General features: G+C 51.6%; 25 protein-coding genes. 3 read left to right on the top strand and 22 right to left on the bottom strand.

The annotated features are described in order from the left end of the window. Window positions 1-147 precede the first annotated feature (147 nt). The 4 genes from V4U88_RS09735 to fabF form a co-directional block, all read right to left on the bottom strand. Window positions 148-1,302, bottom strand: a complete 1,155-nt coding sequence (locus tag V4U88_RS09735) for a response regulator (protein ID WP_334073065.1) — start codon at window positions 1,300-1,302, stop codon at window positions 148-150. A 126-nt stretch (window positions 1,303-1,428) separates the two neighbouring features. Continuing rightward, window positions 1,429-2,499, bottom strand: a complete 1,071-nt coding sequence (locus V4U88_RS09740) for a DUF4349 domain-containing protein (RefSeq protein WP_334073066.1) — start codon at window positions 2,497-2,499, stop codon at window positions 1,429-1,431. A 144-nt stretch (window positions 2,500-2,643) separates the two neighbouring features. Continuing rightward, entirely contained in the window at window positions 2,644-3,975 is a 1,332-nt protein-coding gene (locus tag V4U88_RS09745) for a hemolysin family protein (protein ID WP_334073067.1), read from the bottom strand. Between the two features lie 264 nt (window positions 3,976-4,239). Next, on the bottom strand, window positions 4,240-5,475 hold the full coding sequence (gene fabF / locus V4U88_RS09750; protein ID WP_334073068.1) for a beta-ketoacyl-ACP synthase II: 1,236 nt from the start codon (window positions 5,473-5,475) through the stop codon (window positions 4,240-4,242). A 142-nt stretch (window positions 5,476-5,617) separates the two neighbouring features. Between fabF and V4U88_RS09755 the strand changes: the two genes are divergently transcribed. Then, entirely contained in the window at window positions 5,618-6,454 is an 837-nt protein-coding gene (locus V4U88_RS09755; protein ID WP_334073069.1) for a helix-turn-helix transcriptional regulator, read from the top strand. A 64-nt stretch (window positions 6,455-6,518) separates the two neighbouring features. Here V4U88_RS09755 and V4U88_RS09760 read toward each other — a convergent pair whose 3' ends face one another. The 16 genes from V4U88_RS09760 to V4U88_RS09835 all read right to left on the bottom strand — a co-directional run bounded on the left by V4U88_RS09760 (window position 6,519) and on the right by V4U88_RS09835 (window position 19,256). Then, window positions 6,519-6,938 (bottom strand): YjdF family protein, encoded by a 420-nt coding sequence (locus V4U88_RS09760; protein WP_334073070.1) that lies wholly within the window; start codon window positions 6,936-6,938, stop codon window positions 6,519-6,521. A 152-nt stretch (window positions 6,939-7,090) separates the two neighbouring features. After that, a complete protein-coding gene (gene cysK, locus V4U88_RS09765; protein WP_334073374.1) occupies window positions 7,091-8,026 on the bottom strand; it encodes a cysteine synthase A in 936 nt (311 codons plus the stop codon). Between the two features lie 10 nt (window positions 8,027-8,036). Next, complete coding sequence (locus V4U88_RS09770) at window positions 8,037-8,645, bottom strand: DUF4269 domain-containing protein (RefSeq protein WP_334073071.1); 609 nt, start codon at window positions 8,643-8,645, stop codon at window positions 8,037-8,039. A gap of 121 nt (window positions 8,646-8,766) precedes the next feature. Then, entirely contained in the window at window positions 8,767-9,897 is a 1,131-nt protein-coding gene (gene yqeK, locus V4U88_RS09775) for a bis(5'-nucleosyl)-tetraphosphatase (symmetrical) YqeK (protein WP_334073072.1), read from the bottom strand. 88 nt (window positions 9,898-9,985) lie between these two features. After that, window positions 9,986-11,179: a Ger(x)C family spore germination protein gene (locus tag V4U88_RS09780; RefSeq protein ID WP_334073073.1), complete on the bottom strand. Its 1,194-nt coding sequence runs from the start codon at window positions 11,177-11,179 to the stop codon at window positions 9,986-9,988. Next, window positions 11,172-12,275: a GerAB/ArcD/ProY family transporter gene (locus tag V4U88_RS09785; RefSeq protein ID WP_334073074.1), complete on the bottom strand. Its 1,104-nt coding sequence runs from the start codon at window positions 12,273-12,275 to the stop codon at window positions 11,172-11,174. The genes V4U88_RS09780 and V4U88_RS09785 overlap by 8 nt, the downstream gene beginning before the upstream one ends. 28 nt (window positions 12,276-12,303) lie before the next feature. Continuing rightward, window positions 12,304-13,959 (bottom strand): spore germination protein, encoded by a 1,656-nt coding sequence (locus V4U88_RS09790; RefSeq protein WP_334073075.1) that lies wholly within the window; start codon window positions 13,957-13,959, stop codon window positions 12,304-12,306. 52 nt (window positions 13,960-14,011) lie between these two features. Further along, window positions 14,012-14,845 (bottom strand): class I SAM-dependent methyltransferase, encoded by an 834-nt coding sequence (locus V4U88_RS09795; protein WP_334073076.1) that lies wholly within the window; start codon window positions 14,843-14,845, stop codon window positions 14,012-14,014. 44 nt (window positions 14,846-14,889) lie between these two features. Continuing rightward, on the bottom strand, window positions 14,890-15,807 hold the full coding sequence (locus tag V4U88_RS09800; RefSeq protein ID WP_334073077.1) for an AraC family transcriptional regulator: 918 nt from the start codon (window positions 15,805-15,807) through the stop codon (window positions 14,890-14,892). 20 nt (window positions 15,808-15,827) lie between these two features. Further along, window positions 15,828-16,388 (bottom strand): GNAT family N-acetyltransferase, encoded by a 561-nt coding sequence (locus V4U88_RS09805; protein WP_334073078.1) that lies wholly within the window; start codon window positions 16,386-16,388, stop codon window positions 15,828-15,830. 25 nt (window positions 16,389-16,413) lie between these two features. Continuing rightward, window positions 16,414-16,959: a GNAT family N-acetyltransferase gene (locus V4U88_RS09810; protein ID WP_334073079.1), complete on the bottom strand. Its 546-nt coding sequence runs from the start codon at window positions 16,957-16,959 to the stop codon at window positions 16,414-16,416. 278 nt (window positions 16,960-17,237) lie between these two features. Next, window positions 17,238-17,369: a hypothetical protein gene (locus tag V4U88_RS09815; RefSeq protein ID WP_334073080.1), complete on the bottom strand. Its 132-nt coding sequence runs from the start codon at window positions 17,367-17,369 to the stop codon at window positions 17,238-17,240. 40 nt (window positions 17,370-17,409) lie between these two features. Continuing rightward, a complete protein-coding gene (locus V4U88_RS09820; RefSeq protein WP_334073081.1) occupies window positions 17,410-17,670 on the bottom strand; it encodes a hypothetical protein in 261 nt (86 codons plus the stop codon). A gap of 17 nt (window positions 17,671-17,687) precedes the next feature. Next, window positions 17,688-18,326 carry an HAD family hydrolase gene (locus tag V4U88_RS09825; RefSeq protein WP_334073082.1) on the bottom strand — a complete coding sequence of 213 codons (639 nt, stop codon included), beginning with the start codon at window positions 18,324-18,326 and terminating at the stop codon, window positions 17,688-17,690. Window positions 18,327-18,334: 8 nt separating this feature from the next. After that, window positions 18,335-18,796 (bottom strand): GNAT family N-acetyltransferase, encoded by a 462-nt coding sequence (locus V4U88_RS09830; RefSeq protein ID WP_334073083.1) that lies wholly within the window; start codon window positions 18,794-18,796, stop codon window positions 18,335-18,337. A gap of 37 nt (window positions 18,797-18,833) precedes the next feature. Beyond that, the gene (locus V4U88_RS09835; RefSeq protein ID WP_334073084.1) at window positions 18,834-19,256 is read right to left on the bottom strand and encodes a hypothetical protein; all 423 of its coding nucleotides are present in this window, start codon (window positions 19,254-19,256) and stop codon (window positions 18,834-18,836) included. A gap of 263 nt (window positions 19,257-19,519) precedes the next feature. On the opposite strand from V4U88_RS09835, the gene V4U88_RS09840 reads away from it, so the two are divergent. Further along, window positions 19,520-19,915: a MarR family winged helix-turn-helix transcriptional regulator gene (locus tag V4U88_RS09840; protein ID WP_334073085.1), complete on the top strand. Its 396-nt coding sequence runs from the start codon at window positions 19,520-19,522 to the stop codon at window positions 19,913-19,915. Window positions 19,916-19,993: 78 nt separating this feature from the next. On the opposite strand, the gene V4U88_RS09845 is transcribed toward V4U88_RS09840, so the two are convergent. After that, window positions 19,994-20,698, bottom strand: coding sequence for a hypothetical protein (locus tag V4U88_RS09845; RefSeq protein ID WP_334073086.1), 705 nt, complete (start codon window positions 20,696-20,698; stop codon window positions 19,994-19,996). 310 nt (window positions 20,699-21,008) lie between these two features. Continuing rightward, the gene (locus V4U88_RS09850; protein WP_334073087.1) at window positions 21,009-21,653 is read right to left on the bottom strand and encodes a hypothetical protein; all 645 of its coding nucleotides are present in this window, start codon (window positions 21,651-21,653) and stop codon (window positions 21,009-21,011) included. 181 nt (window positions 21,654-21,834) lie between these two features. Here V4U88_RS09850 and V4U88_RS09855 point away from each other — a divergent pair, with 181 nt between their 5' ends. Continuing rightward, window positions 21,835-22,068 carry a WYL domain-containing protein gene (locus tag V4U88_RS09855; protein ID WP_334073088.1) on the top strand — a complete coding sequence of 78 codons (234 nt, stop codon included), beginning with the start codon at window positions 21,835-21,837 and terminating at the stop codon, window positions 22,066-22,068. The last annotated feature ends 116 nt before the right edge of the window (window positions 22,069-22,184 follow it).

Here is a 22,184-nt window from a genome sequence, read left to right on the forward strand (position 1 = left end):
CAGCCGTTAGACTCCTCCCAGGCGTTAGTACCAGCCGGAAAGCCTGACCTTCTGCAGGAATTCATACTCGATTATATCAATGCAGGTAAGTCTTCATCAAGGAGAATCAAGAGGCGATACCGCTGTGTGCCCTAACCTGAATCGGCTCTAAACCTTCCGGACTGCCTCCCGAGCTTGGCACCAGGCTTCATACCAGTCGGTGATATATTTGCTCGGCGTTACATCCAATTCCTCTTTCAAAATGTATTGAAGCTCTTTATATTGCTGCTCGACCAATACGGAGTTTTGCGCAGAAGCATAGATCTTCATAAGCTCAAAATAAGTTCGTTCTTCCTGCGGATATAGAGATCTCAAACGTTGGTAGCAAGAGACCGCCTTATCCCAAATTTCCTGCTGCTGGTACCATTCCGCGATCGCGAAAGAAACGCCCAGCCCTTGCTCCTTTAAGCGCTGACATTCGCTCTCGGTCCACCAGTACCCGTATTCCTGCAAATAATCCCCTGAATAAAGCTTCATCGTATCTATGTAATCTTCCAAGGAGACCTCGCTGATCGGGGGGAGCTTGCCGATCCGTTCCTCCCACTCCTCGATGTCCAGCCGGACTCCCGTCAAGCTTAAAATATACCCTTCGGTGGTATTTGTAATTTGAATGTATTTCGCATATGGCTTTAACGTTTTACGAATATGATAAACCGCGGTATAGAGCTGCGAATAAACTTTGTCCAGCTCATATTCGGGCCACAACAAGTCGGTCAAGGTAGATTTGCGAACCAACTGCCCGCGATGCTGAAGCAGATACAAAAACAGTTCCTGCGCCTTCGTTGTCCGCCACTGGAGCAAGTGTTGCCCCTCCTCTGCGGCGATACTGAACTGTCTGAACAAGTTCAGGCGAAGATCTTGAGCCGATTCCGTTTCAGCCACAGATGGCTGCTTCAGAGACAAGCTGTCCCGGACACGCGACAAGGTTTTTGAAAGACGCTCCAGACGTACCGGCTTCACAATATAATCCAGTGCATTGAGCTCAAAGGCTTTGACGGCAAATTCGTTGTAAGCCGTTACGAACACAACGGCAAGCTCCGGCTTGGCCTCCAAAATTTGTTCGGCCATTTCGATACCGCTTATCTCCGGCAGATGGATATCCAAAAAAGCTACATCCGCCTGATTTTGCAGCAAAAACCGCTTCCCCTCAAGGGGATCGGTAAACTTCCCGACGATGTCGGCAGAGATATCCGTGATTTTCGCGATTTGCCGCTCCAGGTAATCCAAAGCCAATTGTTCATCATCCACAATGACTACTCTCATAGATTTAACTCCTCAATCGCTTTGAGTGTATTGCACTTACATGGCTTGCTTACTAAGAAGGATAACATAATTAACTTCAACAAAGAAGCCTCGAACCTGCTACGTCCGAGGCGAACCATTCTCCTTCTACCTTACATCTCCTTCATCGGGGCCGGTGGAATCGAGGCTTTCGGGGCGCTCCGCTTCGCGTACGGACTGCCTTTTCCCGCGCTTCTTCCGCAGTGGGACATAAATGGCCACGATCAATGCGGCGATCAGGATAACCGGCAAGGCGCCGGCAATGACGATGACGACCCATTGCAAGATCATCGAAATCACCTTCATACTGCCGTTCAACGCTTGTTCGGCGCGCTGCAGGAGCGGAGCCTGCTCTTTTTCAAGCTTGGTTGCGGCGTCATCCAACGGTTGAAAAACCCGAATCTCCACCGTGGAGAACGCCACGTGATTATCGATAAACCGCATGCGCCCCTTGATTTGTTCGATTTCAGTCTGTATCCGCTCCAGTTCGTTGGCGAACTGAACCAATTGCTCGGTTTTGGTGGCCTCATTCATAAACTTCAGATAGCGCGCCTCCATCGCCTGCTTCACCTTGAGCCGGGACTCCAGATCCACATACTCTTCGGAAACATCCTGCCCGTGAATACTTTGCTGGAAAGATTCGGATTTCAACTTTCCAAGCTCATCGAGAAAGGAAGAGAACCCGCTGGCCGGAACCTTTAGAATGAACGTGCCGCCTCGCTCGCTGCCGGACTGGTTGTCGGAAAATTCAACAATGTAACCTCCAGTCAATGTGACCAGACTGCGGATATCCAATTGAACCTTATTGAAATCTTTCACTTCGAGGGTCACATTCGCTTCGTAGATCAGCTTCTTGTTAAGACCCGTTTCCGAACTCGACGCCTGAAACCCGCCGCCAGCCCCAGCCGAGGAAGAGTAAGAGTCCGCGGCCTTCTCACCCGGCCGAACCGCCGTTTCCGCCTCACTCCCCTCCACCCCGCCATCTGCGGGACTCTTTTCATCCATCACCGCCTTATCTTCTGCGGTAGCAACCGACATCTCTTCCGCCGCATAGCCGCCGGCTCCGCCGGGATCGGCCGAACTGGCATTGCCGGCCGAATTGTGGGCGCTCCCGCAGCCTCCCAACAGCATCGCCAGCACAAGACTTAAAGCAACTGCGCAACTGCCCCATCGTTTCATTTCAATCGCCCCCTGAAATGGATTCGTCAGGAAATCCGGTTGAATCGCGGCGGCTCATCTTTATAAGTTTCTATGACAGCGATCAACCGATCCTGATTACCTGACGTTTCCAGAGGCTGGAAGGTTGCCGGAAAATCCCTAATCTTAATCTATCAGATTGCTTTCCGGAACGGTTTCCGATTCCGTCTTCTTGGTGACTGCAAGCTTACGAATCCGGCGCTGCCCCACTTCCCGAACGGCAAAGATATAGCCGTTATACTCCAGTTGCGGCTTTTCCTGCGTCGTCGGAATCCGTTTCAGTTGACCGATCATAAACCCGCTCAAAGTATCGAAGTCCTCAACCGGGAGGCTGATTCCCAGCAGCTCCTGCGCATCGTGAAGCGACACCGTTCCCCGGAAAAGATAGCTGCCCTCCTGCAATTGCTCGTATTCCGCCTCTTCTACATCATGTTCGTCATAGATATTACCGACGATTTCTTCCAACAAATCCTCCATCGTGACAATCCCGGCCGTCCCACCGTATTCATCGACGACGACCGCCAAATGAATCCGGTTTTGCTGCAGATCTTCAAACAATTCATTCGTCTTCATGGATACCGGGACGAAATAAGGCCGGGTTAACATCGAACGCAAATCCCACAAACGAGGTTCCGCCTGCTTCAGATAACGGATCAAATCCTTCACATGCAACACCCCGATCACGTTATCGATCGTGTCCTCGTATACCGGGAAACGGGTGTATTGTTCCCGGTCCGCCAGTTCAGCCACCGTTTGTAAATCGGCATCCACCGGCAAAGCAACCACATCGATCCGATGGGTCATAATGTCGGAAACGTTCATATTGTCAAAATCGAAAATATTGTTAATCATCAGTTTCTCACTGGCCTGTATCGTCCCGAGCTCGGTTCCGGTATCCAGCATCATCCGGATCTCTTCTTCGGATACTTCTTCATCCTTCGCGTTGGGGTCTATTCCGAACAGACGAACGAGCAGATTGGTGGATAACGTAAGCATTTTGACAAAGGGGGCCGTGGCTTTTGAAAGCACATATAGCGCGTTTACCGCAAACATCGCCATGCCCTCCGCCTTTTTCATCGCTACCCGCTTGGGTACCAGTTCTCCGAGAACAAGTTGAAAATACGAGAGAAACAAGGTGATGATGACGAGTGAAATGGTACTTAAGACCGTTGGCGACAGCGGTACTCCACGCTCGATGAGAAACGCCGCCAGATCCCCCGCAAAGCTGTCTCCCGCATAAGCGCTGGCAAAGAAGCCGGCCAGCGTAATCCCGATTTGAATCGTGGCCAAAAACCGGCTGGGCTCTCCCAGCAGTTCAACCAGTTTTTTCGCCTTCTTATGCCCCTGCTGCGCCATCAACCGGATCTTATTATCGTTCAGTGAAATCAACGCGATTTCCGAGGCGGCAAAAAAAGCATTGATCAGGATCAAAATGAAAATAATGATAAGTTCAAACAAAAGAAAACACCTCCAAATTTATGGAACGCTTTAAAACGCAAAAAGGCACAACCCGACGTCAAATTAGACGCAGGTTATGCCTGGTATGCCTGGATAATATTATTTCCCTGATCAGGGTTGGGGTTGTTACTGTCCGGGTCGTCCGTATCGCTCATCGTAACTAAACCTCTTTCCGAATATTAAAATATATTATAAAGAGCCGATTATCGGGGTGTCAAGCTTTTGCAATTCGAGCCCTCCCAACCCGGTAGATGAGCGGCGGATTCACTCTCCCCTTTGAAGCAGAATGGCGGCGTTATGTCCGCCAAAACCGAAGGAATTCGAGAGGCCGATGTTTAATTGGGCCTGACGGGCAACGTGCGGGACATAGTCCAGGTCACACGCCGGGTCCGGATGATCGAGATTGATCGTTGGCGGAATTACGCCTTCTTTCAAGCTTTGGATCAAGGCGATGGCCTCTACCCCTCCGGCGGCACCGAACATATGGCCGGTCATCGATTTATTGGCCGTAACCGGAGTGCGGGCGGCCTGCTCGCCGAACAACTTCTTAAGCGCGGTCGTTTCCGCCAAATCTCCGACCTGGGTCCCCGTGGCATGGGCGCTGACGACATCCACGTCCGCCGCCGAAATGCCGGCCGATTGCAGCGCCCGTTTCATCGCCAGGAAAGCCCCTTCCCCTTCCGGATGCGAGGCCACGACATGATAGGCGTCCGAACTGGCACCGTAACCGATAACCTCGGCATGGATGCGGGCACCCCTGCGCCGGGCATGGTCAAGCGACTCCAGGACAAGGAGGCCCGCTCCTTCGGCCATGACGAAACCGTCCCGCTCCGCATCGAACGGACGGCTGGCCCGCTCCGGCGCCTCGTTCCGCTTCGACAGGGCCGTTGCGTTGCCGAAGCTGGCGAGGGACAGCGGATGCACCGCCGCTTCGGTCCCTCCGGCGATGATCACGTCGGCCTCGCCGCTTCGGATCAGGCGGAGCGCTTCTCCGATCGCCGTATTGCCGATGGAACAAGCCGTGACGGGGGACAAGGTCGGCCCCATGGCACCGTACCTGATACTGATCTGCGCGGCGGCCATGTTGGAGATCATCATCGGCACGAGACTCGGGCTGACGCGGCCCGGACCGCGCTGCTGATAGGCCTCCATATTGTCCGTCAGCGTCGTGATACCGCCGATTCCGGTGCCGACATATACCCCGAAGCGCTCCCGGTCGATCCGCTCGGGATCAAGTGCGGCGTCCCTCACCGCCTGTTCCGCGGCATATACGGCGAACTGGACGAAGCGGTCCATCTTTCTCGCGTCCTTACGCCCAAACAGGGCTTCCGGATCGAAGTCCCGCACAATTCCCGCGATTTTTGTCCCGAAACCGGACACATCAAAATGATCGATAACGGAAATGCCGGAGCGTCCCGCTTTCAGCCCGTTCCAGAAAAGTTCAACATCATGGCCCAGCGGCGAAACGATTCCCATGCCGGTCACAACAACTCTTTGCATTCGTTTGTGCCTCCTCATAAAGTCCCGTCCCATTCTTGGATCGGGAGCCGTTTGTCCCTATTGTACCCTTTGTTTATCCTATTACAAGTTTTTGGTTATCCTAGTATAATTGATAATACAATAAGAACAGGAGGTCTTTCGCATGCATAATGATCCCCGACTTAAGGCGTTATCGGATTTCCTGAAAAGCCAAAGGTCCAAACTGCATCCGGCCGCGGTCGGTTTGCCGCCGGGCGCGCGGAGGCGGACTCCCGGACTGCGGCGTGAAGAAGTCGCCCAGTTGGCCGGGGTCAGTACAACGTGGTATACCTGGCTGGAACAGGGCCGGGATATCAAGGTTTCCGCCGTCGTTTTGGACGCCATAGCCGGAGCGCTCCGGCTGAATAGCGATGAGCGTAAGTACTTGTTTGATCTGGCGCTCGATAACGGCTTTCATCCCGAGCTTGCCCCGGGGCGGGAGGCCGAGATCAGTCCGTCGCTCAACAAAATCCTCGAAGAGCTGAAATTTTGTCCTACGCTTATTTCCGACCGTCACTGTCATATCGTAGGCTGGAATACAGCCGCTTCCCACGTGTTTCTGAACTTTGAACAGGTGCCCGAAGCCGAGCGCAATTTAATCTATCTTCTGTTTCGCAAAAAAGAGCTGCGTACGCTTGCCGTGAACTGGGCCCAATTTGTTCGGGGATTTTTGGCGATTTTCCGCGCCTACTACGGTCAATATGTGGCCGATCCCTGGTACTCGGCTTTTATCGGGCGGATGTCGGGGGAATTCCCCGACTTTGAGGAGCTGTGGAATCAGAGTGAAGTGAGTGCGGCTCCCGAAGTTATGATCGAATTCCGCCACGCCCGGGCCGGAAAAATGCTGTTTAATCTGTCCTCCCTCCAGGTCCAAGGGGAATCCGACCTCAGGATGAGCATTTACACCCCTGCCCCACAAACCGCTACGGAGACGAAGCTCAGAAAACTGCTGGAGGGGTAAAGCCGCGACAGCGAAACAGGCAAAAAAACAGCGTTCCCCATTCAAGCGGGGAACGCTGTTTTTCCTATCTACCCCGGTGCTTCTGCTTCGCTTTCAGCACCTTTTGCTCGCGCTTGTACGCTTGCTGACGTTCACGCTCGTCCCGGCCGAGACTTTTCCGCTCCTTCTTGCGAAGCAGCAGTTCTTCCTTCAAGGCCTCCTGCGCAAACGTCGAGATTCCTCGACGGTTCAACTCACGAGCAGCCAGGCGGGCCAGCCGTTTCGGATTGACTCTGCGGGCACCGGTATCGAGTTCCCCTTCCACGCCTCTCGAACGCGACAGCACATCCGCAACGCGGGACAGCTCTTGAATCACAAACTGAAAAATCTCGGGATCTTTCGGCTCGGACCCAAAAATATGCCGATACGCTTTCAACTGCCCTCCAATGGTCTCCTCCACCACGCCAACCCAAAACTGTCCCTCAAAATAAACCGTCAACTTCATGGTAAATCCCCCTCTTATTATGCATCGAAGCGCCGGACATCCCGAGGGGGGAAGGTTACTGACACGGCAAAAAACCATGCTTCTGGACTACCAACCAGAATGTGTTTTTGCGCTCCGGGTTTCAGTATAGCAAATCTTGCGGGATTTCGGCATCACTCTTCAGGAAAAAGCGGTGTCGATAAGTAACGTTCGCCCGTATCCGGCAGAAGAACGACGATATTCTTCCCCGCGTTCTCCGGGCGTTTCGCAAGCTGAAGCGCGGCGAAAGCGGCCGCACCGGACGAGATGCCGACAAGCAAGCCTTCGGTCCGGGCGAGCAGTCGGGAAGTCGCGAAGGCATCCTCATCTTTTACCGGGAAAATCTCGTCCACGACCTCGCGGTTGTAATTTTGCGGCACAAAGCCGGCCCCGATGCCCTGAATCTTATGGAATCCGCGCGCTCCGCCCGACAGCACCGGCGATTCATGGGGCTCCACAGCCACGATTTGCACCTTGGGATTTCTTTCTTTCAATACCGCTCCCACGCCGGAAATCGTCCCTCCGGTTCCTACGCCGGCCACGAATATATCGACCTTGCCATCCATATCGCTCCAGATTTCCTCCGCGGTGGTCCGTTTATGTATTTCCGGGTTGGCCGGATTCTCAAACTGTTGGGGAATAAACGCATTTGGCGTCCCATTGGCCAGTTCCTCAGCCCTGCGGATCGCTCCCCCCATGCCTTCCGCGGCCGGCGTCAGCACCAGTTCGGCACCCAGCGCCACAAGCAGCTTTCTCCGTTCGATGCTGAAGCTTTCGGGGAGCGTAATAATCAGCTTATAGCCGAGAGCCGCCGCGGCGAAAGCCAGCCCCACGCCGGTATTTCCGCTCGTCGGCTCGATAATGACCGAACCGGGCTTCAGCAAGCCGCGTTCCTCGGCATCCTTGATCATGGCAAAACCGATCCTGTCCTTTACGCTGCCCGCCGGATTAAAATATTCCAGCTTCGCGACAAGCCGGGCATCCGCCTTGGAAGCGGCGGAGAAATTGTTCAATTCCAGCATCGGCGTATTTCCGATCAGATCCGTTAAATTTTTGGCGATATTCGACAACATTCATCCCTCACTTTTTATAGTTCAACAATTCCACTTTAACACCCGCAATTGGGGATGTAAATTTGGAAACCAACTCCTCGTCCGTCCAATCTGTCAAATCCAGCAACCGAAGGTAAGGATCCCCTTCCAATCCCAGCAAGGAAGCAAAGGCCGGCTCGGTCTTGAAGCCCTGCTGTTTGAGCTGAATCACCGCCCGCTTGAAATCCTCGCCGAAGAGGCGCAGCACCCGGGCTTCCGCCATCATATGCCGATACCCGTTTTGCTGGTGGGCGGGGATCGGCTGCGCAAACACTTCAACAGGCCAATTCCCGCAATTAAAATTGGCCTTGAGTCTTTCTACCCCATGCACCCGCCGGCGGGTAAGCGTAAAACCCGGAAAGTGGCCGAAGTGCCGACGTACATGATCCGCGAAACGATGAAAATGAAAAACTTCACAAATGAGATCAAGGTCACTGCCCGGAATTTGGAGATCAAGCGGAACCGTCCCGACGAGAACCGGATGATAATCTTTTAACATTTCGCAAAGACCGTACCGCTGGATCAAGTAGTAAACTTCCTGCTGAACGGGAGTTCCGCCCATTAAATAATCAAGGTCTTTGCCGTCCGGCAAGGCCATGAAACCTCCTCCTCCGGTTGCTTATTCAAGTTAGTCCAATCGAACCTCATGACGGTTCCCCCTGGTTTCAAACATTTTATAAACATGCCATGGCGCAGGAGGATGGTCATGGAAGCATCGTTCAGTCCCCTCTCACGAAAAAGATATAATCCGTTGCCGGCGGCACAATCTCCGCCATCCTCAGGGAAGCGGCGATTTGTCCCCGATGATAGCTGCCGTGAAGCGCAACATGCGTCAATATATCTTCGATCGATGTAGCGAACGACTCCCCGTTGCTTGTTCGGTAATGAATCTGTTCCTTCAGCTTCCCGTCATTCACTTCGGCCATAAATTGCCGGAATCCTTCGATGCTCTCCTCCGCAAGCTCGGAGTAATGCTCGATCTTCCCCTTTCCGGCGGACCAGAGGGGCCCTGCCTTTCCTTCCGCTCCCTGCAGTCTGGCGAGCCACGTTGCTTCCGCCGCTAAAATATGGCCAAACAGTTGAAGAGGGCGTTCCGGCAATGATTCCTCCTCTTGTAGCGCATTCACGATTTCCCGGTTGGCCCAGGCCATATGCCTAAACATCCGAAGCAGCTGCATTTTGACAGGAGAGCCTTCCTCCAGGCTAGCCCGCTCCCGCTCCAACAGTTCTTCTCTGGCTCCGATCAGCCAGGAATGCACCAGCTTCATTTGCTCCCTTCGCTCCCATACCTGATTAAGATAGGTAAGTACGGCACCGTTCAACTTCAAATCATCCACCAGGCGGCGAATCTCCTGGAGATAGGCATGTTCGCCGGGCAAATCCCAGGCCACCTTATCGGCGATAAAGACCACTTTGTCAAACAGGGAGGCCTGAGGCTTTAACGTGGTATGGCATTCAATGGCCTGCAAGATGTCGGTGTCCCGGATCCCGAAGATCGCTTCAGCCATAGCCCGGGACAGCTTCTGGTGCAGAATGCGGGGATAACGCAGTTCTTCCTCCAGCACCTTAACCCCGCTCAGCTCGGCTACCTGAGGCATCAAGCCGACCGGGATGACGTTGCTGATATCATGTAACAGGGCGGCTTGCTCCGCTTTGCGGGCATCGGCGCCGTAAAGCCGGGCAATGCGGACCGCTTGGGAGGTTACCTTCAGCGTATGGTCCCAGGTATCCTGGTCTTTGTGCAGCTTAAAAAAGGTGCCGACATCCTGAAGCAGGCTTCCCGTCAACTCCAAACCTGCCGAGAAAGCTTTCACTCCGGTTTGCGGCACACGATTTTCTTGACTCTCCATATTGGCCTCCTCTTCTTCCCAAAACAAATTAGGCTATGTCTTTTAATTTAGCATATTTTGCTAATGATGTTTAGGAAGAATCGCGGGCTTATCGGGTCGAGGACCCGAAATCGGTAATATGCAAATCGATATCAAAGGTCACTGGAACCTCGGTAAACACGTCATCCCATCGGTCTTTTACTTTTTCCCAGGTTTTGGGGGACTGAATGCGCAAGCTCTCCCCGAAACCGGCCACCTCCGCTTTATACTGGAATTGAATCTTCCGCATAAATTCGTGGAGCATGACCTTCAGCCTTTCTTCGAACAGCTCCTCCACCTTTTCCAAATACTCCTGTTTGGACGGATTCTCCTGAGCATCCCAATTTTCGATGAATCGTCCTTCGGATTTGATCTCAACATGAAAAGAAATGTCGTCGCCCTTCACTTTCGCTTTTCTCTTACTCTTCATGGATTTGATTTCATAAACGATCGGCTCCCCGCGCCAGTCATACGTTTTTAAGGCTCCGCCTTGTCCGTTGCCCTGAATCCAGGATATACTCTCCACATCGGTCTGACTCAACGCACCGATCCATTTTCCGCTGTGCCCTTTGATGATGCCGGCACCCGAAATCTCCAATTCGCCGTTGGCGGAAATAACATTTTGCAGCACAAAACTTTGCCGGCTGCTCAGCAAGGCATTGAGGCTGGTTAAGTTCACGCCTTTCATGATTTTGTTCGTTCTGAAGCGGTTCTGCAGAAAGTCCCTCATTTGCTGGGCAGGTACCGTACCTGACGAATTTTTTTCAAACGTATCGAGCGCCCGCCCTTCGGTCAAAAAGACAACACAGCTGGGCCGGATGTCATTGTCCCGGTGCACGAAATCCATGATCGAATCAATCCTGTGTTTTTGCAGAAGCCGGGTCGAAACGACGAGCGTCTTGAGATGGTGGCCGATGACGGCCCGTTCCCGGCGGATTGAATAGGTCCGCATGATCTCAAACATGGAGTCCCCGGTTTCCGTTGTGTTTAAAAAATTGGGCGCCTTTCCTTTCGACGACTTGTCCTGATTATTCCCGAGAGAATGAGCTGGCACGATCTGAATGGTCGCGGTGATCTCGTTTTTTTTGTCATAGGCGGCACCTTTTCGTTCCAGTTCCTGTTCCAACGGTGTGGGTTCCCCGACATCCAGAGCCAGGCCCACGTACATACTCAAATCCTCGATTTCTTTACTGCTCCAGCAACCGCTTAATAGCGCCATCACTGCAATAGAAAGGAATCCCCGTCGTATCGAACGCCTACACATTCTGCTTCAACCCCTTCTTCCGAATCCAGTAGATCGCCGAGAGAAGCGCGGGTAACAGGGCGAAAAAAAAGATGCCGATGTAACCGATCGCCCCGCCAAGTTGAAACACATCATTAATTCGCTTAGGGATCATCGCGGAGAGGAAAATGACGGGCATCAGCGCGAAAAGGACAAAACCGAACCTGATCCGAAAAACTTGCGAGACCCCCAGAGAGGCGCTGAAATAAAAGCTCGTGAAATTGCAAAACATCTGCATCATCCAAATGACCAGGAACGGAAATTCCAAACGCTCAAAGAAGAGCCCCGCCACTTCAAAGCTCCGCAATAGGTCGATCGTAGGCCACGTGCTCCTTAAAACCGCATCCACGGACATCCCCCCAATCACCATCACGATGGTGGCAAGGTATATCAAGATCGGTATCCCGATACCGGTAAGCGCAGCCTTAACCGCCCGCTCAGGGTGCTGCATATGGGCAATCAGAACCATGATGACTTCACAGCCCGTGAACACCAGGATGGTATTCTTTAACCCTTTGATCACAGGCATAATTCCTCCGCCTAACACCGGCCGCAAATGATTGAGATCGAAAACCCGGGTACTAAACGAATAGGACAGAATCAGAAAAAAGAGACTGATCGGAAAAATAATCTGAAATACGCGGGCTATAGAGTTTATTCCGCCACAAGCCAAATAAGCCCCCGTCCAAATAAACGGTATCAAAATCGCCCATATCGGCGTTCCCTCCAGCAAATAGAGCATCGCGACTTCGGCGAGTACACGAATTTCAAAACCGCCGACGATGATAAAGTAGATGATCAACAGCAGACATAATATGGCCCCGGGAATCGTGCCTAGAATCCTTTTGGTATATTCAAAGATCGTCTTCCCGGGAAACTGCTGGCTTAATTTCACCATGACAAGAACAAGCAGCAGAATGATCGCGCCGCCCAGCAGAATGGACAGCCAAACATCGGGCGTTTTCACCGCTTCCGCCACCGACCGGGGCAAAGTCAGAATACCGGCTCCCAATACGGTATCCGTCAGAAAAATGGAGGCTTGAGTTGTCGTGATTTTGTCGTCTTTGCGTAAAAACACAGCAGGTCACATCCCTCTCGTTGCTTTTCTAAGATCTGCGGCGGTGATTCCTGGTCTTCATCATTTCCGGTCGGCGTTTCATTAAAGTTAAGGGCGCGCGTATGAACAAATCTTTAAAATCGTTCAGGCGGAACGGCGAAAATGGCGTAATATAGGGAACTCCAAAGCTTTTCAGTTTGGAGATGTGGCTGCAAATCAGCAGGAAGAACAGTATGGTACCGAACATGCCTAGCGTGGCGGCAAACAGCATGCCGGCAAATCTTAAAACGCGCAAAGCGATCCCCGCGCTGTACATGGGAATGGAGAACGAGGAGATTGCGGTGACCGCAACGACGATGACCAGAAAGGGACTGACGATCCCGGCTTGTACCGCCGCTTCCCCGATGATGAGACCTCCGACGATCCCCATCGCGGGACCGATCGGTTTGGGTAACCGGAGGCCGGCCTCTCGCAGGATTTCAATGGAAATCTCCAGAATCAACACTTCGATCAGGGACGGAAAAGGGACTCCCTGCCTGGCCTCAATGATCGTGATGGCCAGCTCCGTCGGGATCAAGCCGGGATGAAACGAGATGAAGGAAATATATAAAGCGGGGGCCATAAGCGCCAAGAAGGATGCAAAAAACCGCAGCGTCCGCAAAAGTGACCCAGGCATCCATCGTTCAAAATAATCCTCCGGCGACTGCAGGAGCATGCTGAACGTAACGGGTACGATCAGAGCAAAAGGAGTGCCTTCCATCAAAATGGCCACTCTGCCTTCCAATAACGCGTTGATTACCCGGTCGGGGCGTTCGGTATTTTGCACCTGTTGAAACGGGCTGAGCGGATTGTCCTCAATCAACTGCTCCACATAGCCGGACTCGGCGATAAAATCGATATCGATTTGGGATATTCGTCCCACCACCTCCTGAAGCAGCTCCGGGTGTACGATATCCCTGAAGTAAGCGATAACAAGGTCTTTTTTTAGCAGACTGCCGACCACATATTTTTTTATCTCCAGGTTTTCGCTTTTCCCCTGCATGCGCAGCATTGCCGTATTCTCGCTCAGCACTTCCGTAAACCCGATCCGCGAACCGCGTAAAAGCGCCTCCGAGGTCGGCTCCGAAATGGCCCTTGTTTTTCCGTTCGGTAAACCGACCAGCAGGGCATGGGGCATCCCATCCATCAAGAGGGCCGTAAATCCCTTCAGAATCGATTGGGTCAACTCGAGCTTCTCCGAAACTTCCATGATATCGATGAGAGGCAGAACCTTTTCCTTGAGGTGAGTAGTAAACTCCGGGGTATTTAGGGCCCCCTCCTTTCCCTTCAATTGCGGATCGGCCTCCCGCATCAACACTTGCATTACATGCTTATTGATGAAATCTTCGGTCTGCATGCCGTCCACAAAAACAAGGGTGGCCCTGACGTTTAATCCGGTGATTTTAAACTCCCGGAAATGAACATCGCTGTTCGTTCCGATCGTTTGTCTAAGAAACCCCAAATCACGCTCGTATTCTCCGGATAACGGGTCTTTGGGAGAGGTTGTGCGCCCGGCGGTCGTTCGTTTCGTCGGGTTGTTCTTATTTGAAATAAGCGAGGAAATTTTATTATATCCAAAGTTTATGATCAAAGGGATCAGCAGCACCAATCCCGCTTGCATAAACGTTTTCCAGTCAGGGATGTAAGAAAGTACTTTGGACCACATCGCATATCATCCTTACCTTATGTACTATCTTCATCCTGCCCTGGAAGTCGTTTTACCATGCATGATGTTCTAATGAGGCCGCCTTTTTGCGGGCAACGATGATAAGATGTTCGGTTGATTCACGGTACTGCGGCGCTTCACTCGTTTCGCTGGCAGCTTGCAGCAAATTGTCGTAGACTTGCCGATCCTCACGGTATAACCGGGTCACCTCCGCCGACATTCCGGCCAAAAAGCTTTCCGCTCCGGCATAGGAAAGGATGTCAAACCCGCCGGCCCGGACCTCTTCCAGCGCTTTTCCCGGTATCGTGAAGTAGCTCTCGGTAAATCCCCGGTTGTCATCCAACTTCTGCTCCCTCAAATAACCGTATATTTGCTCGGGGTCCCGATAAGATTCACTGAACTCGGTGACCCCGGCCTTCAAGACGCCCCAGGAATTAATGTAAGAAAACAGAGCGACGCCGTCCGCCTTTAAAATCCCGGCCGTCTGCCGGATCACCTGCAGGCGTTGCTCCTCCTCTAAGATGTGGTATAGCGGCCCAAGCACCAGGGCGCCTTCATACTGATCCGCCTCCAGAAGATGAAGATTTCTTGCATCCTCGCAAATATATGCTTCCGCTTGCAGTCCAAGCTTGCCGATCTCTTGTTCGGCCAAAGCCAATTCCCTGGCTGACAAATCCATCAGGGTAACCCGATAACCTTGTTGAAGCAATTCGACGGCATATCTCCCGGGGCCCGAACCGATATCGCAAATGTGACCGGTATCCGGAAGATACCGATCCATTAAACGGAGGGTAGACAACCACTCCACCTTGCTGTAGGGCTGCTCCAAGCGCAGCCACTCCCGCTCCGCGCTGTCGTCATAGTAGCGTTTGACCGTTTCGCTCATGTTCTTCCACCCTCCATTCACGTATGACTCGTTTTAAATTTGAATTAACTTCTCGGCTTAATGGGCAAGAAAAGATCCACCTTACTTTTCCCCTCCGGATCCGTCGCCGGATTGTTCATGCAGTATTCCAGACAAGGTTTATCCTCCGCCTCATACCCGCTTTGCGGAAGCCACTGCCCAAATAATGTCTGGTAGGCAATGCCTAATTGGTCTATGGAGTCGTAGAATGAATAAAGCGCATAGGTCCCCCCTTGCAGCGTAACGAATCGGATTTCATCCGCGTGTCCCGTCCGGTCAAATCCCTCCGGCAAGGTGACGCAGGCGTCATAGCGGCAAGCATGCTCCTCGACCAGTGCCGGGTCGTCCAGCGAGATCCCGATAAATTGCTGCTCCGGAGCGTATATACCGTTTCTGGCCGCCCATGTCCCGAGTTTATCCCACGCTTGATAAGTATCCAAGTAACTGCCGACATGCCTGACATAGGCCACCTCAACATCGGCTAATTGACGAATGGAAATGTTCATGTCCCAAATCCTCCTTAAAAAGTTTGTTGTTACTTCTCTAGCATAGGAGGATTGCTTCGATTCATCATCCTGCATCTTGCGGTCTAATAGCGGAATATTGCGATCCGCCCGGGAAGAAATTCTGATTTCGCTCGGCGTCTTCTGAAAATGCCTTTTAAACACCGAGTTAAAGCCCGACGGCGACTCGAATCCGCACAGCATCGAAATTTCCAATACCGTCTTGTCCGTTTCCACCAACAATCGGACGGCCTCCCTTAAGCGCAGGCGGGTTAAATAGACGGCAGGCGTGCTGCCGGTTATGGAGGAAAAAATCCGGCTGAAATGATATTTGGAGAAACCGGAAATATCGGCAAGACGATCCAGCGTGATCTTTTGCGCGAAATGCTTCTCCATGTAACCGACTACGCCGTCCATTCTCTCCTTGTAGTATGAACTCATAGTCCGCTCTCTCTCCTCGGTTATTTTTCGGGCAAGAGCAGCCCCATGCCGATAACATCGACATAATGGCCGTCCTGGAGCTTAATTTGCCGGAGCAGCAGGCTTTCCCGGATAAACCCCATCTTCGTGTAAAGCTCAATGGCTTTGACATTGGTCGCAAACACCTCCAGGCTGATTTTTTCCAGCCTCGGGTGCTTCCCGGCCCACTCGATAAGCGCTTGCAAGAGCGCTTTTCCGATGCCTCCCCCCTGGTAATCGCCATGAACGCTCATCCCGAACGAACCGGTGTGAGCAATCCTCCGTTTCCGCCCGCTCTTAAAATCCAGAAAACCGACAATCCGCCCCTGGTCCTCCGCAATGATGACCAGGTTATTGTCGTTGCCGCGCATCTGTTCAATCCAGCTTCTTTCCTGCTCGACCGTCAACGTAAACTCCTCGGGCACCGTCAGCAGATGGGCTTCCGATGAAATGACGGTCCGGTTATATTCCAAAATGTTCTCGGCGTCTTTCCCTTCCGCGGTCCGAAGATCAATGTAACGGTTGTATTTGTCGACGATTTTGATCGGTGCGATCCACCCCATATTACATCCTCCTCCCAAGCGGGACCTAGTTCTCCTTCCAATCTCCGGCCAACATGCCGTACACCATATGATCGATAAAATGATCATACAGCCACTCCGATTGCCGGATCTTGCCTTCCAGCACAAAACCGAGCCGTTCCGGAATCGCCCGGCTGCGGCGGTTGCCTTCGCCGGCCCGGATCTCCACCCGGTTCATGTCCAACGACTGAAACGCATAGCTCGTTACCGCCCGGCAGGAGCGGGTCATAATCCCTTTTCCTTGGAAATCGCGGCCGAGCCAGTAACCGATGGAGGTCTTTCGGTTGCTTCTTTCGATGCCATGAAAGCCGATACAGCCAGCGATCTCGCCCTTGTAGAAGATACCGGCATGACATCCGTTTCCCGCAGCCGCCTGCTGTTCGGCCGATTCGATATAGGCGAGGGAATCTTCCCAGGTCTTGGTGGCGTCCACCCAGGGCAGCCATTCCCGCAAATACGGCCTTTGTCCGTCAATTAGGGTAAACAGTGGCTTGGCCATCCGTTGATCCAACTGTTTTACATGCACCTCTTCATCGATTCTAACTTCAAACATGCCGGTACGGCCTCCTATGAAGAAATATTTATGTTCCGCACATATCCCCGGGAAGAACGGAAGAAAAACCTGCAAATCTGCAGGTATTTTTGGCGCAATGAACCACTTATTTTGAAATTCATGCAAATCTGCAAGCTTTTTTATACAAGAAGCCCTAATTCCTTAGAAGCGAAGAAAATTCCTGCAGCATTGCATCCTTTTACCTTAATTCTCCTCATTTGGCGGAAATTCCTGCACTATTGCATCTTTTGCAAATGAGGGATCCCTCCGGCAGACTTCTATACGAATCGGCTGCAAGCTTCACTTCCGCCCATGCTGTAGAGCGAGTAAGGTTCCGCATAGGTCCAGCCGGAAATCTCGACGGCCAAATCCCGGGTCATCGGCTGAAAACAAAATAAGGTCTCGATCACGATCACCTCCGCACCGATAATTCCTCCTTAGTCCGTCGATTCAGGTCCTTTTTTCCCCGTTTCTCTTTCGCTCATAAGCCTCGAGCTCTTCCTCTATAATGTAACGTTCCTCCTCTTCAGGGGTGAGAAGATGCCATTTGTTTTTGATTTTTTGCAAATCGGTATGGATTTCCCGGCTTCTCCGGTTCATGTCGAACACCATGGCGAACAGGATCACAATACACAACGCCACTCCATAAGGTCCGGCAAAAAGGCCAAGCGCCGCTATTCCGGCCCCGAACAGCAAACCCAACCAGCTCACGGGAGTCCCTCCTTTCCTCATAGATAACCGTTCAAGTCCCGGAGATCCCGGATGAACGCGCGGGGAAAGACCTCCATCTCCTTCATTTTAGCTTCGTCCCCGCAATAGGCGATAAACGGGATGCCCGCAAGCGCGGAAGCTTTGCCGTCTATCCAGGAGTCGCCCACCGAAATCCACGCCCCGGGGGACAAACCGCCATAGTGGCGCAGCACGTGTAAAAAAGCGTCGGGGGCCGGTTTGAGCAGCCGAACTTGTTCCCTGCCAACAACCTGATCAAAAAAGCGCAAAACGTCATGGTCCCGAAGGGCTGCCTCCGCCGCCTCGAGGGAATTGTTCGTGACGACGACCAAATGATACAGGCCCTGCCACTCATTGAGCAGTTCTTTTACGCCGGGCTCAAGCTCCGCATCCTTCATGCCAATAAGCTCGTGTTTTTTGGGAACATCCCACAGGTCCTTCATCAAAGACTCATTCATCCGGTTTGTCTTTACGGCCGCTTCAATCAAGGTGGAGGCCGTGTGCCGGTTTAAATCAAAGCCATCCGGTAATATGCCGTGTGACACTAAAAATTGATATACGTCTTGTTTCATCGCCTCGAAATCAATCCGGGACCGCAGCAGCGTATTGTCCATATCAAAAATAACGCCCTTAACCATCGGCCACCCTACGGAAGCTCCAATCTTAAGCGGACCATATCCCTGCACTGAATTCCGTTTTCAAAGATTTCCTCATCATAATGTCGGACAAAAAAGTCCGGATCCACGCCTACGATACGAAACCCGCATTTTTGATATAACGCCAGCTGCTGGACCCCCGAGTTGCCGGTGCCGATCTCCACGGTCTTCATATTGTCCTTTTTGGCCGTTTCAATCGCGTGCAGGACCAGCTTCTTTCCGATGCCTCTGCCCTGATAATCTTCACGCACGGCGACATTGACGATTTCAACCGTTTCGGGGCGGGTTTTGATCAAGACGTACTCACCGATGATTTCATCATTCAGATAAGCCGCATAACAGATCCCCCGATTTACGTACTCTTCCACAATCCCCCGCGAGGGGTCCGCCAGAAGCAGCAAATCATAGGGAAATCCGTCTGCCTGTATGATTTTTCTAATTTCAAGTTCCATTCCGGAGATCCAATCCTCCCATATACCGTCTTTTCAATTATATTATCGTTGCACAGTACCCCGTGCCTCTCCCTTTTTCTACCGCCTGCATGTAGCCCGAAAAATAGAAGGGGATATTGTCCTCCGTCCCGTTTCGAATTCGCCCCCTTACTTTATCGAAAGCGAATAGCGAGACCGAAAAGTCCGGTTCCCCCGTAATCAAAACAGGCTGCTGCCGATCCGGGCTCCAAACGTAGACGCCGCCAAAATTTCTTCGGGCCACCTCAAACATATAACAACCCGCCATAGAGGAGATGGAGTCCAGTTGTTCTTCTTCCAGATCGAAGTCGCCAGCCTCTTCCAGCAATTCATCGAGCGACTGCAGACTTTCAATACTAAAATCAAAATTCCCGCGATCCGCAAAGTTACGGGCAAGGCTCTCCGCCGTGAATCTAATGTCTTCTTCTAATTTTCTTGTCATGGGTGAACTGTCCTCCCTTATCCGTTCTCCGGCTCCGTTTCCACAATTCCAGCAGCATTGTCCGGGCCTCTTCCAGCTTCCCCGATTCTCATAACCGGATGGCCGAATCTAAATTTCTCATAATCCCTCCCTTCCTGATACGAGTATTGTACCAGCTTCTGCCAACCGGGAGAATAGCGCTTCATTGACAACTAATTAGTTTAAACACTAAACTATGGGAGAAACATCTGCCATGTGAGAAGAAGCGAAAGGAAGTTACAAACATGGACAAAAAACAAGGATCCCGTTCTACCGGCAAAGAAGTCATCACGGGAAGCCAACTCTTGGGACGCCTGTTTATGCAATTGCAAAAAATGGATCGCCAGCCCCGCCATTATGGCGATGCGGGACCGTTGACACCGAGCGAAATCCATACGATCGACGCCATTGGCTGCGGTGACGGGATACTAATGAGCGAGCTTGCTTCCCGGCTCGGCGTGACGAAAGGGGCCGTAACCCAGTTGATCGGCCGCCTGGTGTCCAAGCAGCTTGTCCGGCGTTCCCCCCATCCGCAGGATTCCAGGGCCGTGCTGCTTTCGCTGACGGAATCCGGACGAAATGCCTACCGAGCTCACGAGCGGGTGCATCAAAGCTTCTATCGGAGCTCAGTGAGCAATTAAGCGAAGAAGAAATGCTTATTTTCGAAACCAGCATTCAAAAGCTGATTGAATTTATGAAGGATTAATCGGAGCGGGCGCTCAGGGAACGGGTTTGCCGTTCAGTCTGGCCTCCATGGTGACGGACTCCCGAATGGACGGCAGCACGTCTTCAAGCTCAAAGAGCTGCTCAATATGAAACACGCCTTGCGGGAATCGGGTTACATAGAGCGCGGCAGCTACTGCGGCGGCTACTTTACCGGTGATTTCGGCTTCCCGATCCCCGTGGATGGAGCATTCCAGAACGGCTTTCTCGCCCCCCTGCTTGCCATAAGCCTCGATTTTTACCGCATAACTCTCCGCCCCAAACGGAAGTCGCATTCCGCTAATGAGCTTGGTAACCGCGCTGCGAACCAGGGCAGTACGTAAACCGTGATACAATCCCGACGCCCGTATCCATCTTAGCAATCGAGTTCCCCAGGCCGCATCAAAGCAAAGTCGGGTTGATACCGAAGGGATTCCCAATGTCCGCGGAATGGCATGCTGATCCGAAAAATTAAACCGGTACGCTTTTTTGCGTCCAACCCCCGTGCCGAAGTCCACGACTTTTCCGTCGCTAAAGCTTGCCACTTGCATTCGCCTGCCCTCGTGCAGCACCTCAAAACGGGTGCCGAGATGGTCGAGCATCCACTCCATGGCCGCCTTGCCGTGTTCATCCCCGAGCCCCAACATGACGCTAATCTCTATAGCATCTGTCTCATCCAACCGGGCATGGGCATACTTCGCCAGTAAATTTCTGTCAATCATCTATTTTTTAAATAGCTCTTTTGATCCTGACACCCGTGATGTCAGAATTAATGGAGTAGGATGATAACGAACCACCGATAAGTTTGGAATCGAGGAGCGAAACGGAATGGTACGGAAACCGCTAGAACGGTTGAGCCCGCTCCAGCTGTACTGGGAGCAAGGGGCTTGGTACTTAAAATGAAAGAGATGCACTACCATAGGGTGTGCATCTCACTATTCTACTCTGCAACGAATTGTTTACTGTTTTTGTCAAAGCTATATTTTGTAGTTAATGTATCACTCTCTGTCTGTCCTTCGGTATTTCTCGTGGTTACGACCAGCTTTTCGTTTGTATTAACAGGAATACTACCTTTTTCATAGTTAATAGTTTCTTGAACATTTTCAGCCTTTTAAAAGTGATTGCAAATCCTTCTCCACTTTTTTTATCAATGCCAAAAGCATAAGAATTATATCCTCTTGAAGCTGTGTATTCAGGAGTGAGCAAGAAAACGTCCATTTCTTTAAAACTGATTTTCTCGAAGGAAATGGGTTGCTCAGAAGGTTGAATAAAAACAAGCTTCTTAAATTCTTTTATTTCTTTTATTTCCTCATTATGCTTGTAATTCACGGAGTAATTACCTTGATAAGAAAAATCGCCTTCACTTCCTAGAACACTTGGTGTAGTGATGTGGCCAAGCGCTTCTTTTCCTTTAGAAACAACATAAAGCTCACCACTATCCGTGTTTATCCGTGCACGAACTGTCGGATTTTCTTGAGTGGTATCAATCTTAATTATATTAGTATAAACCGAATTGGGATCTTGAGTTTCCAATTCACTACTCTTATTCGTTTCCGTCGACGAAGTTTCTTGTTTGACAATAGGTTTTTCTGAACTCCCAGTACCACATCCAGATAATAAAATACTTAATGTACTTACTGCAACTACGGAGTTTAGAACGAATCCAGGCTTCTTCAAAATTACAAACGCTTCCTTTCTAAATGTTAGTAAATTTTACAGAGATCATTATACATGATAAATAACCCACAAAAAGTTGAAAATATGTAGTTTATTTCTTAAAAATTAGTAACTTACGAATCATAACGTTAAAGGGCGTTCCCGGAATTGTGAGGAGCGTCTTTTTTCATGTGCGCCCGGCATGGGCGATAACTTAGCGGTGAAAGTTCGCTACAGGCAGGGATACTGCCTGCTGCGGCAGGCCAACCGGATGTTCCGGGTCTCCAGAATCTCCGGGTTGCAGGTGACCGAAGAAAAGTTTACGGCAAGGAACGCAGAGCCGGAGGAAGACGAGGAAAACCATCCCCAAGGCATAGGGGTGCACCTAAGGTTTGCACCGGGGGTCAGGCTGCGCGCGATGGAGCAGTTTCCATGAGAATACCTGGTTCGCGACGGCCATCTGGAGGTCAAAACGGTCTGCTACATGAAAGACTATGCTCTTTCTATCGTACATAGCTATCCCATTAGCCTGGTTGTCACCGCCGTCCGGGG

It is taken from the genome of Paenibacillus sp. A14, assembly GCF_036864815.1.
Taxonomy (GTDB): Bacteria; Bacillota; Bacilli; order Paenibacillales; family Paenibacillaceae; genus Fontibacillus; species Fontibacillus sanfengchensis.